This is a genomic window from Stenotrophomonas sp. KH_036_B (assembly GCF_057839485.1).
Genome location: NZ_CM174491.1, coordinates 1455323 through 1467267, shown reverse-complemented (window position 1 = coordinate 1467267; position 11945 = coordinate 1455323). Strand labels below are relative to the sequence as shown.

At 67.3% G+C, this 11945-nt stretch carries 9 protein-coding genes and 3 tRNA genes; 4 read left to right on the top strand and 8 right to left on the bottom strand.

All coding sequences use genetic code 11. From position 1 onward, the window contains the following. Positions 1-157 precede the first annotated feature (157 nt). The 3 genes from rlmB to rnr form a co-directional block, all read right to left on the bottom strand. Complete coding sequence (gene rlmB, locus AC3ITN_RS06715; protein WP_313348807.1) at positions 158-901, bottom strand: 23S rRNA (guanosine(2251)-2'-O)-methyltransferase RlmB; 744 nt, start codon at positions 899-901, stop codon at positions 158-160. Positions 902-1037: 136 nt separating this feature from the next. Further along, on the bottom strand, positions 1038-1508 hold the full coding sequence (locus AC3ITN_RS06710; RefSeq protein ID WP_489392436.1) for a GFA family protein: 471 nt from the start codon (positions 1506-1508) through the stop codon (positions 1038-1040). Positions 1509-1583: 75 nt separating this feature from the next. Then, positions 1584-4055, bottom strand: coding sequence for a ribonuclease R (rnr, locus tag AC3ITN_RS06705; protein ID WP_313348811.1), 2472 nt, complete (start codon positions 4053-4055; stop codon positions 1584-1586). Between the two features lie 127 nt (positions 4056-4182). Between rnr and AC3ITN_RS06700 the strand changes: the two genes are divergently transcribed. Beyond that, positions 4183-4269 (top strand) — tRNA-Leu (locus AC3ITN_RS06700). Between the two features lie 44 nt (positions 4270-4313). Here the strand turns inward: AC3ITN_RS06700 and AC3ITN_RS06695 are convergent. Next, the gene (locus AC3ITN_RS06695; RefSeq protein WP_489392435.1) at positions 4314-5003 is read right to left on the bottom strand and encodes a glutathione S-transferase family protein; all 690 of its coding nucleotides are present in this window, start codon (positions 5001-5003) and stop codon (positions 4314-4316) included. Between the two features lie 100 nt (positions 5004-5103). On the opposite strand from AC3ITN_RS06695, the gene AC3ITN_RS06690 reads away from it, so the two are divergent. Both AC3ITN_RS06690 and AC3ITN_RS06685 read left to right on the top strand, forming a co-directional pair. Further along, positions 5104-5190 (top strand) — tRNA-Leu (locus tag AC3ITN_RS06690). A 152-nt stretch (positions 5191-5342) separates the two neighbouring features. Continuing rightward, positions 5343-5429: transfer RNA gene (locus AC3ITN_RS06685), tRNA-Leu, on the top strand. 760 nt (positions 5430-6189) lie between these two features. Here the strand turns inward: AC3ITN_RS06685 and AC3ITN_RS06680 are convergent. From AC3ITN_RS06680 to AC3ITN_RS06665, 4 genes are read right to left on the bottom strand one after another with little or no spacing between them, the layout of a single operon-like run. Beyond that, positions 6190-7776 (bottom strand): DHA2 family efflux MFS transporter permease subunit, encoded by a 1587-nt coding sequence (locus AC3ITN_RS06680; protein ID WP_489392434.1) that lies wholly within the window; start codon positions 7774-7776, stop codon positions 6190-6192. Positions 7777-7783: 7 nt separating this feature from the next. After that, a complete protein-coding gene (gene emrA, locus AC3ITN_RS06675) occupies positions 7784-8965 on the bottom strand; it encodes a multidrug efflux MFS transporter periplasmic adaptor subunit EmrA (protein ID WP_313348651.1) in 1182 nt (393 codons plus the stop codon). A gap of 10 nt (positions 8966-8975) precedes the next feature. Continuing rightward, positions 8976-10469, bottom strand: a complete 1494-nt coding sequence (locus AC3ITN_RS06670) for an efflux transporter outer membrane subunit (protein WP_489392433.1) — start codon at positions 10467-10469, stop codon at positions 8976-8978. Next, positions 10466-10909 carry a MarR family winged helix-turn-helix transcriptional regulator gene (locus tag AC3ITN_RS06665; protein WP_313348655.1) on the bottom strand — a complete coding sequence of 148 codons (444 nt, stop codon included), beginning with the start codon at positions 10907-10909 and terminating at the stop codon, positions 10466-10468. Before AC3ITN_RS06665 ends, AC3ITN_RS06670 begins: the two co-directional genes overlap by 4 nt. Positions 10910-11050: 141 nt before the next feature. On the opposite strand from AC3ITN_RS06665, the gene AC3ITN_RS06660 reads away from it, so the two are divergent. Then, on the top strand, positions 11051-11923 hold the full coding sequence (locus tag AC3ITN_RS06660; protein WP_489392432.1) for an AraC family transcriptional regulator: 873 nt from the start codon (positions 11051-11053) through the stop codon (positions 11921-11923). Positions 11924-11945 lie beyond the last annotated feature (22 nt).

Genomic DNA, 11945 nt, shown 5'->3' with positions numbered 1-11945 from the left:
ACGCCCTGCGTGGCTTCGCGGTACCGGATCACCCAAGTAGAGCCACGCCCTGCGTGGCTTCGCGGCGCCCGATCACCCAAGTAGAGCCACGCCCTGCGTGGCTTCGCGGTGCCCGATCGAAGCGCAGCCACGCAGGGCGTGGCTCTACGCGGGTGCGTCAGCTGCGCTGCCGGACGGCCTCGAACAGGCTCACACCCGCGGCGACGGAGACGTTGAGGCTTTCGATGTCGCCCGGCATCGGGATCTTGACCAGGCCATCGCAGTTCTCGCGGGTCAGGCGACGCATGCCGTCGGCTTCGCCGCCCAGTACCAGGGCCACGTTGCCCTTGAGGTCGATGGCGTACAGGGAGTCGCTGGCTTCGCCGGCCAGCCCGTAGATCCACACGCCCAGCTTCTGCAGGTCCTTCATGCAACGCGACAGGTTGGTCACGGCCACGACCGGAATGCGGTCGGCAGCGCCGGCCGAGGTCTTGCGCACGGTGGCATTCACCGTGGCCGACTTGTCCTTGGGGATGATCACCGCGGTGGCATTGGCGGCCGCCGCGCTGCGCAGGCACGCGCCCAGGTTGTGCGGGTCCTGCACCTCGTCGAGGATCAGCAGCAGGGCCTTGCCCTCGGCAGCCTCCACCAGAGCCTCCAGTTCGTTCTCACCGTAGGTGCGTGCGGCCTGGTAACGCGCCGCGACGCCCTGGTGACGCACCGAGCCGCCCACGCCGTCCAGCGCCTGGGTGTTGACCTTGCGCACGTCGATGCCCTTGCGCCGCGCGTTTTCCTCGATCTCGGTCAGCCGCGGATTCTTCGCGCTGGCCTCGATGAGCACTTCGCGGACATTCTCGGCATCGTTCTCAATCGAGGAGGCGACGGCGTTGACGCCGACGATCCACTGGCTTTGCTTGCTCATTGCAGGGGCGGGACCGGTACAGGGGGTGGTAATGGTAGAGCATTGCCGGCCCGGTTGCCGGGCGGAGGCCCGGCCCCTGGGTCGGCCGGAGGTCTGACGCCTGCCCGGCAGCGCCCATCACTACGGGCCGTCAGGGTCAGCGGGGCCAGCGCTCGGTGTCACGGTCGGGGTGCTGGTGGGACACCAGGGTGCGCAACCGCTCGGCGTCCGGATCGTCCTCCTGCAGGATCACCTCCAGCGCCCCGAGGTGGTCCACGAACGGCAGCTTGGACTCCGTGCCGTACTGGACGGTCGGCGGCAGGCATTCAGGCTGATCGAACGCACCGGCCGCCACGGCCATGCCGTCCTCACCCTCGTAGGTCAACGGGGTGCCACAGTCGGGGCAGAAGCCCCGACGGAAATGGTTGGACGATTGAAACCGTTTCGGTTCGCCGCGGGTCCAGCGGAAATCGGCGCCACGCACCGACACCAGCGGCGCGTAGTAGGCGCCGAAGGCCTTCTGGCACATACGGCAATGGCAGATCGAGCGGTCCGGCAGCGCGCCGCGCACGTGGAAGCGGATCGCGCCGCACTGGCAACCGCCGGAGAACTCGGGAACGGGGTTCATGGGTCGATCCCTCGCGTGGAGTGCCCACCAACGGGGGGCACCTACCGGATTGAGGCGGCCTGGGGCCGCCCGCGTTCAGTATTTCTGTTTCTGACGCTTGGCCGGCTGTCCACGCGGTGGCGGCGACGGTTCCTCATCGCCCTGCTCTTCCACCAGACGGAAGTCGATCTTGCGCTCTTCCATGCTGGCCTTGAGCACCAGGATGCGCACGCGGTCGCCGAGGCGATAGCTCTTGCCGCGGCGCTCGCCGCTCAGCGTCTTGCGCGTCGCGTCGAACTGGTAATAGTCGTGCGGCAGCTGGGTGACATGGACCAGGCCGTTGACCTTGGACTCATCCAGTTCGACGAACAGGCCGAAGCTGGTGACGCCACTGATCACGCCCTCGAACTGGCCGCCCACGTGCTTTTCCATCCACGCCGCGCGGTAGCGTTCGTCGACCTCACGCTCGGCCTCGTCGGCACGGCGCTCGCGTTCGGAGCACTGCAGTGCCAGCGCGGCCATCTCGCGCGCGGAGTAGGTGAACTTCTCCAGCGGCTTGCCGCTCAGTGCATGCTTGATCGCGCGGTGCACCAGCAGGTCGGGGTAACGGCGGATCGGCGAGGTGAAGTGTGCGTAGGCGTCCAGCGACAGGCCGAAGTGGCCCTGGTTGTCCGGCGAATACACCGCCAGGCTCTGGCTGCGCAGCAGCACCGATTCCAGCAGGGCCGCGTCCGGGCGCTCGCGCACCTTCTTGAGCAGCTTGGTGTAATCGCCGGGCTGCACCTTGGACCACGGCGGCAGGCTCAGCTTGAATTCCTTCAGGAACTCCAGCAGGTCGTCGAACTTCGCTTCCGGCGGCTTGGCGTGGTCACGGAACGGCGCCGGCACCTGCTTGTGCAGCAGGTAGCGCGCCGCCTGCACGTTGGCCGCGATCATGCATTCCTCGATCAGCTTGTGCGCATCGTTGCGCACCAGCATGCCGGCCTGGGTGACTTCGCCGGTGTTGTCCAGCACGAAGCGCACTTCGGACGATTCGAATTCGATCGCGCCGCGACGGGTCCGCGCCTTGGCCAGCACTTTGTACAGCTGGTGCAGGCGCTCGACCTGCGGCAGTACCGCGGCAATCTGGTTGCGCACGGCCACGTCGTTCTCGCCCACCGCCTGCCAGACCTGGGTGTAGGTCAGGCGCGCATGCGAGTTCATCACCGCTTCGTAGAAGCGCGAGTGGATGACTTCACCGTCGCGGTTCACCTGCATGTCGCAGACGAAGCACATGCGGTCGACCTTGGGCATCAGCGAGCAGATGCCGTTGGACAGCGTCTCCGGCAGCATCGGTACCACGAAGCCCGGGAAGTACACCGAGGTGGCGCGCTTCTGTGCCTCGTCGTCCAGCGGCGTGCCGGGACGGACGTAATTGGAGACGTCGGCGATCGCCACGACCAGGCGGAAGCCTTCGTCGTTGGGTTCGCAGTAGACGGCGTCGTCGAAGTCCTTGGCGTCTTCGCCGTCGATGGTCACCAGCGGCGTGCTGCGCAGGTCGACGCGATCACCGATCATCGCCGGCTCGACCTGCATCGGCACCGCGGCGGCTTCGTTCAGCACTTCCTGCGGGAACTCGAACGGCAGCTCGTGGCCGTGGATCGCGGTTTCCACGATCAACGACGCGGTGAGCTTGTCGCCCAGCACCGCGATGATGCGGCCGATCGGCGGGCGGCGCGTATCCGGCGCCTGGGTGATCTCGCACACCACCAGCTGGCCATCGCGGGCGTCGCCGGTCTGGTCGGGCGGAACCTGCACGTTGCGCTGGATGCGCTTGTCGTCGGGCACCACGTAGTTGATGCCGAACTCGATGCTGAAGCGACCGATCAGGCGGGTCATGCCGCGCTCGAGCACGCGGGCGATGCTGCCTTCACGACGGCCGCGACGGTCGATGCCGGTGACGTTGGCGAGCACACGGTCGCCGTGCATCACCTTCCGCATTTCATACGGTGGCAGGAACAGGTCGTCGCCACCGCCGTCCACCGGGCGCAGGAAGCCGAACCCTTCGGGGTTGGCGATCACCACGCCGGTGATCAGGTTGGTGGCCTGCACCGGGGCAAAGCCGCCGCGGCGGTTCTGCACCAGCTGGCCGTCGCGGACCATGGCACCCAGGCGTTTGCCGAGGGCATCGGCACGGTCCGGTTCGGTCAGGCCCAGATGGATGCCGACTTCCTCGGCCGTCTGGGGACCATCGCAGCGTTCCAGCAGCTGCAGGATCGCCTCGCGGCTGGCAATGGGCTGGGCGTAGCGTTCCGCTTCGCGGGCCGCGAAGGGATCCAGCTGCACTTCACCGTCGAGCGGCGCCGGGTGCGGGCGGCGGCGGGTCGGGACGGGCCCGGCGTGCGCCGGCTTGGCGCCCCGCTTGTTGCCGCGCGGCGGCTCAGGGGTGTTCAGGGACTCAGGCATCCAGGGTGGCAGCTTGCCGGCTTTCTTGGCGGCAGCGCGGGGGTTGCCCGACGGACCGGCTGCCTTCTTGGGCGCCGGGGACTTGGGGGCTTTCGCGCCCTGGGTCGGTTTCTTTGGTTTCATTGACCTCAATAGTAACCGCTGCGCGTGTGCAGAACCGGTCAGCGGCACTCCTGTGCAGGATTGTGAAGAAATTTAACAAAACCGTTGACAAGCCTCGCGGACATGCCCAGAATTCGCCCCCTGAGTCGCCCAGGTGGCGGAATTGGTAGACGCACTAGCTTCAGGTGCTAGCGGGGGCAACTTCGTGGAGGTTCGAGTCCTCTCCTGGGCACCATGACTCGGTAAATGATCAAACCCGCGCAAGCGGGTTTTTTCGTTTCAGGCGTCGTCGGGCGTATAAAACCGGGCGGACAACCCCGCCCGCCCCGGGAAGTACTTGAACCAGGGCCGCGCCGCGTCGACGACCGCCGCCACGGCGGCATGCGCCATCAACCGCTCGATGTAAGCGAGCAGGTGCGCGTCCTTCCCGGGAACCGCCACATAGGCCACCGCATAGAACAACGCCGGTGCCGCCGCACAATCGGCCATGCTGAACCCCTCGCCGGCCAACCACGTCCGATCCTGCAGCTGACGGTTCATGGCCGCATAGCTGTTCAGCAGCGTCGACCGCGCCGCCGCGGCAGCGTCCCCGTTACGCCCGCCCTCGGGCTTGAGCAGCTCGGCGGTCAACGCCTGCATGGGGGTCATGAGATAGAAGTCCGAGAACCGATCCCAGAACCGCACCGTCAGCGCCGCATCGGGGTCGGCCGGAATCAGGCGTGCCCCCTCGCCGGCCAGGTGCTGCTGCAGGTACTCGATGATGATGCTGGTCTCGGCCACTGCCCGCCCCTGGTCGACCAGCACCGGCATCTTCCCGGCCGGGGACAGGCGGTTGAGCCGGTCGCGATCCTCGGGGTCACCGAGGTTGAGCATCCGCTCGTCCAGCGCCACACCGAGCACGCGGGCGGCAATCAGCACCTTCTGGCAACAGGACGACAGCGGGTGGGCGTGCAGGATCGGAAGTGCCATGGAAACTCCAGAGCGTCGGTGTCGGCCGAGTATGCCCATCGGCGCGTCAGCATGCATTGACAGCCCCCGGGGTGGTTCCGCATAATTCCCTTTCTAAGTCGCCCAGGTGGCGGAATTGGTAGACGCACTAGCTTCAGGTGCTAGCGGGGGCAACTTCGTGGAGGTTCGAGTCCTCTCCTGGGCACCATGACTTGGAAAATGATCAAACCCGCGCAAGCGGGTTTTTTCGTTTCTGCAACAGCGATCGCGATGACGCAGCAACGCGCCGGGAACGAAAACTTTTCTGCGAAATGCTGTTGACACATTCATGGTTCTCCCGCAGAATTCTCCTCCTGAGTCGCCCAGGTGGCGGAATTGGTAGACGCACTAGCTTCAGGTGCTAGCGGGGGCAACTTCGTGGAGGTTCGAGTCCTCTCCTGGGCACCATGACTCAGTAAATGATCAAACCCGCGCAAGCGGGTTTTTTCGTTTCCGGGGTTTGGTGCGCATTCCCTCCCGGGTTGAATCGCGATTGCGCCCCATCCTGTAGTGCCGGGCCCTGCCCGGCAGCCTCATGCATCCGTGCGAACAGCCGGTGGCCATCGCATGATCTGAGCTGGGCCGGCGGGTGCGGGTTTGCGGGACACGCCGTGAACCCGTCCATCGTAGAAAACTTGCGCGTGTACGCAGTCCTGCGTACACGGCAAGGCCTGGGTTGGGCGTCCTGCCCAACCCGCCGGGCGCATGCGCCCGGCCCATGTTTTCTACGGTCCCGCAAACCCGCCCCCACCGACCCTCGACGGTGTGTTGGTGGCCCGGGGAGATCAGAAGCGGGCTTCGATGGTTTTCATGCGTTACCGGATGTTGAGTTGTTCCGTGCAGTCGTTCGGGAACCGCCCCTACCGGCATCACGCGGAATGCATCAACGCGACCTCGTAGAGGCACGCCATGCGTGTCTGCTCTTTCTTCCCGCACGCGACCATCCATCGGGGGAGGCCGGCGGGAAGCCCCTGAAGGGACTGTCAAAAACATGGATGTTTTTGCCAAGCCTACACGGACGTACTTGCGGCGTGTCCCGTAAGGGGCTGCCCGCCGGCCTCCCCAGCACGGAACAACAAAAACGCTGCTGTGCGCCGTTCGCTGTCAGCAGCACACAACAAAAAACCCCGCTCTTCGGCGGGGTTCTTTGTTTCAACAGGTCAGCGCATCAATGCCCGCCGGCGGAGGCTGCGCCCGCCCCTGCGCCGAACGGCGGCTTGGCCAGCCACAGGAAGGCGATGATGGCCAGGAAGATCCAGCCCAGCAGGAAGAAGATGTCGTTGAAACCCATCTGCGATGCCTGGTGGTTGATCATGTTGTTGAGCGCCGCCGCCCCGTGCTGCAGGTCGCCCTGCCCCATCGCCGCCACCTGGTCCTGCATCCCCGGCGTGTAGCCCGAGATGTTCTCGGTCATGTGCGCGTGGTGCTGCTGCGTGCGGCGTGCCCACAGCCACGTCGTCAACGACGCCGCGAAGCTGCCGCCGAGCGTGCGCAGGAACGTCGCCAGGCCCGAGCCGGCCGCGATCTCGCGCCCGTCCAGGTCCGACAGCAGGATCTGCAGCACCGGCATGAAGAACAGTGCCACACCGATACCCATGATCAGCTGCACCCCCGCCACATGCGCGAAGTCTACCTGCAGGTTGAAGCCCGAACGCAGGAAACTCGTGAACGACAGGAACACGAACGCGAAGGACGCAATCCAGCGCATGTCGAACCGCGACGCGTACTTGCCCACGAACGGCGTCATGATCACCGGCAGGATGCCGATGGGCGCCGTTGCCAGACCCGCCCAGATCGCCGTATAGCCCATGTCACGCTGCAGCCACTGCGGGATCAGCAGCGACACACTGAAGAATGCCGCATAGGCCACCACCATCGCCAGCGTACCGGCGCGGAAGTTGCGGTGGCGGAACAGACGCAGGTCCACGATCGGGTCCTTGTCGGTGAGCTCCCAGATCAGGAACACCGCCAACGCCACCACCGACACACAGGCCAGCGCCACGATCGTCGGCGAACTGAACCAATCCTCGTCATTGCCCAGGTCGAGCACCAGCTGCAGCGCGCCCACCCCGATGATCAGCGTGATCAGGCCCACGTAATCCATCTTCGGCTTTTCGATCTGCTCCGGGCGCCCCTTCAACTGATTGCCGACCACCAGCGCCGCGAAGATGCCCAGCGGCACGTTGATCAGGAAAATCCATTCCCAGCTGTAGTTGTCCGTGATCCAGCCGCCCAGGATCGGGCCGCAGATCGGCGCCACCACCGTGATCATCGCCAGCAGCGCCAGCGCCTGCCCGCGTTTCTCACGCGGGTAGATCGAGACCAGCAGCGACTGCGTGATCGGGTACATCGGACCGGCCACGAAACCCTGCAGCGCCCGCGACACCACCAGCATGCCCATGCTCTGCGCCAGGCCACACAGCAGCGACGCGACCACGAACGAAAGCGTCGCCCAGATGAACAGCTTGGTTTCGCCAAAACGGCGGCTGAGCCAACCGGTCAGCGGCAGCGCGATCGCCGTGCTGACCGCGAACGACGTGATGACCCAGGTGGCCTGCTGCGAACTGGCACCGAGGTTGCCGGCGATGGTGGGCAGCGACACATTGGCGATGGTGGTGTCGAGCACCTGCATGAACGAGGCCATGGCCAGGCCTGCAGTACACAGCGCGACATTGGCCGGCCGGAACGCGCCGGTCGCACCTGGCGCCGACGGCGCGCCCGGGTTACCGGGCGCGGCGGGAGCTTGTGCGGACATGGGGACCTCAGCTTGCCTTTGCCGTGCGCGGCAGATTGTTCTGGATGATCTCGTGGATCGCGTCGTCGGCGTTGTGCAGCTGCTTGGCGTACACGTCGGTGTCGAACACCTGGCCCTTGGCCGCAGCGGTCGGCAGCACGGTGCCCTTCTGGTCGCGCAGGCTCACCTCGGCCTTCATCGACAGACCGATGCGCAGCGGGTGCTCGGCCAGCTGCTTGGCATCGATCGCGATACGCACCGGAACGCGCTGCACGATCTTGATCCAGTTGCCGCTCGCGTTCTGCGCCGGCAGCAGCGAGAACGCCGAACCGGTGCCCAGGCCCAGGCTGTCGATGCGGCCCTTGTAGTGCACGTCACCGCCGTACAGGTCCGAGCGCAGTTCCACTTCCTGGCCCAGGCGCATGTGGCGCAGCTGGGTTTCCTTGAAGTTGGCTTCCACCCACATCTGCTCGGTCGGCACCACCGCCATCAGCGCAGTACCCGGCTGCACGCGCTGGCCGACCTGCACCGAACGACGGGCCACATAACCGGTGACCGGCGCGACGATGCCGGCGCGCGCATTGTTGAGGTAGGCCTGGCGCAGCTGCGCGGCGGCCGCCTGCACGTCCGGCTGGGTGGCGATCACGGTGTCATCGACGAGCGCATTGCTGCGCTCGAAGGTTTCGCGCGACCCGGCCACTGCCGCCTCGGCGGCGGCCAGCTCGGTACGCGCGTGGGCCAGCTCTTCATCGGAAATGGCGCCGGTCGCGGCCAGCCCCTTGCGGCGCGCGAAGTCTTCGCGGACGCGGTTGAGGGTGACCTGGCGGGCGTTCAACTCGGCCTGCGCGCCTTCCACGCTGCGGTACAGGCCGCGGGTCTGGCGCACGGTTTTGGCCAGGTTGGCCTGGGCCTGCTGCAGCGCCACTTCGGTGTCGGCCGGGTCCAGCTGCACCAGCAGCTGGCCGCGCTCGACGCGCATGCCGTCATCGGCATTGATGGCCACCACCGTACCGGTCACCAGCGGGGTGATCTGCACCTGGTTGCCCTGCACGTAGGCATCGTCGGTGTCTTCGAACCAGCGGCCGAACATGAAGTACCACAGCGCGGCGGCAGCCAGCAGCAGCACCACGATGACCAGCAGGCCGCGCAGCAGCTTGCCACGACGGGAGGGGGCTGCCGGTGCGGCAGCAGGAGCGGAAGTCTGGCTCATGGAAGGTATCTCAGGAATGCGTGGATTCGGGGGCGGTGGCGAGCGTGGCGGCGTCGCCGGACGGGGTGAAGCCACCGCCCAGTGCCTGGCTCAGCCGTACCGAAACAAGGATCTGCCGCGACTGCAGCGAGGCCAGCTGCTGCTGCGACTGCAACAGCTGCGATTCCACGCTGAGCACGTCCAGGTAGCTGCCAATGCCGGCCTTGTAGCGCTGCTGCGCCAGATCGTGGGCGGCACGCGCGGTGGCCACGGCCTGCGCCTGCGAGGCGGCCTGGTCGGCCAGCGAGCGCACCGCGTTGACCTGGTCGGCGACATCGCGCAGCGCGTTGACCACCGACTGGTTGTAGTCGGCCACGGCCAGGTCGTACGCCGCATCGGTCTTGTCCAGGTTGGCGCGCAGGCGGCCCCCGTCGAAGATCGGCAGGCTCAGCGCCGGGCCGATGAAGGCGAACGTCGAGCCGCTCTTGAGCAGCTGGTCCACTTCACTGGACACCACGCCGCCGAGTGCGGTGAGGTTGAGGCTGGGATAGAACTTCGCCTTGGCCGCATGGATCTCGCGACCGGCCGCCTCCACGCGCCAGCGCGCGGCGACGATGTCCGGGCGGCGACCCAGCAGTTCGCTCGGCAGCACGCCGGGCAGCTGCAGCGCCAACGGATCGAGCACCTGCGGCCGCTCGATCTGCAGGCCGCGATCCGGGCCCTGCCCGACCAGCGCGGCCAGCGCGGTGCGGGCCTCGTCGATCTGCTGCTGTGCGGCCTGCCGCTGCTGCTGCGCGGCCGGGATGCGGGTTTCGGCCTGGCGGGTCTGCAGGTCGCTGTCGATGCCGGCCGCGCGACGCTGGCGGGTCAGGGTCAACGTCTTCTGCGAGCGTGCCAGCTCTTCGCTGGCCACGTCGTGCAGCTGCCAGGCAAAGCCCAGCTGCGCGTATGCCTCGGCGATGCCGGCCGACAGGTTCAGGCGCGCCGCCTGTGCATCCACCTCGGCGGCATGGCCGCTGTCCACGGCCGCTTCCCAGGCGGCGCGCTTGCCGCCCCACAGGTCGATGCCATAGCTGAAGCTGAGATAGGCCTGGCCACTGCCGGCATAGCTGCCGCCCAGCTCATCGCCGACCATCGATTCGGGCAGTCGCACGCCGGTGTAGCCACCGGATGCGGACAGGCTGGGCAGGCGATCGGCATGCGCGGTGCCGATCTGCGAGCGTGCCTGGCGCAGGCGCGCGTCGGCCGCGTCCAGCCCCGGGTTGCGCTGCAGGCCTTCGGCAATGAGTGCGTCCAGCTGCGGGTCGCCCAGTGCGCGCCACCAGTCGGTGGCGGGCCAGGCGGCCGGGCTCAGGGAGTGGCCGGCCAGGGTGCGCTGGGTCTGCAGGCTGTCGGCGTCGAGCAGCTGGCCCTGGGGTTGCAGGCCACCGGTGCTGGCACAGGCGGCCAGCGCCAGCGCCAGCACGGCCGGCAGCACCGGGCGCAGGGGCCGCAGCGATGAGGTGCGATCAGTTGAAGAGGTCATGGCGTATTGAGGGAGTCACGTACACGGGTCATGAGGGAAAGCAGGTGCGCGCGTTCGTCCGAAGACAGGTCGCGCATGGCGTCGTCCATCGTCTGGTCGCCCCGCTGCTTCAGCCGGGCCCACAGCTGGCGGCCTTCATCGGTAAGCACGATCTGCAGCGCCCGCCGGTCCTGCGCGTGGGGCTCGCGCCGCACGCAGTGGAGCGCTTCCAGCTTGTCCAGCAGGCGGGTGACCGCGCTGGGCACCTGGTCCAGGGCCTGGGCCAGTTCGTTGGCGGTGCACGGCGCACGCGCCGACAACACCTTCAGGCCCAGGTAGTGGGTGAAGCCGATGCCGAGGTTTTCCTCGGCCATCGACGTGTCGAGCTGGCGGACCAGGCCGTCGCGCACCTGGCGCAGCAGCAGGCCGAAGCTGGGGGGATTGGCATCAGGGCAGATCATGGGTGCGTATTTTGTTCCAAAAAATATATTTCTCAATAGAAATATTTAAATTGGAACAAAATGCTGTGTTGCAGCAGATGGAACGATGGGAGGCGCTACCTTAATGGCGGCGCTGACTGGCCCGGTATTACAATATGGACAATGGATAACACTTTCAGGCCAACGGACGCGCCCGGCGTCCAGATCCGCAGCGACGTGCTCGACTGGTTCGAGCGCGACGACGGGCTGGGCGTGCTGGGCTTCCGGGTGGACAGCCCGCGCGGGCTGGAACGCGAGGTCGACTGGCACGAACACCACCGGGCCCAGCTGATCTGCGTGGATGCGGGCCTGCTCACGGTGCGCACCCGCCACGGCACGTGGTCGATGCCGCCCGGCTGCGCGGGCTGGATGCCGCCCGGGGAACCGCACACCGTGGATATCCGCGGGCCGCTGCGCGGCTGGGGGGTCATCATCGCCCCGGCGCTGGCCCGGGACCTGCCCGCCGAGCCCTGCGTGGTGGGCATCTCCGACCTGCTCCAGGCCCTGGCGCTGCGGGTGACCACCTGGGCGCCCAGCGCCGAGGCGACGCCCGCACAGCGCCACATCATGGAAGTGCTGCTCGATGAACTGCGCAATGCCCCGCGCCAGCGCACCCACCTGCCGATGCCGCGCGACCGCCGCCTGTTGCGGATTGCCTCGCAGCTGATCGCCGAGCCCGCCGACGACCGCAGCCTGGAGCAGTGGGCGCAGTGGGCGGGGCTCTCGCCGCGCACCCTGACCCGCCACTTCCGCGACGAGACCACGCTGAGCTTCGCGCAGTGGCGCCAGCAGGCGCGCCTGGCCGAAGGGCTGCGCCGCCTGTCCGACGGCGCCAGCGTCTCGGCCATCGCCCACGAACTGGGCTTCAGCAGCCCCAGCGCCTTCGTCACCGTGTTCCGCCGCCACTTCGGCAGTCCGCCCGGACGCTACCTGGCGCGCGGCAGCCACCCCCTGCCTGCAACACGCGGCTTGGCATCCCCCGCCGCATCCGGATAATCGACCGCCTGCGAGGGCGTCA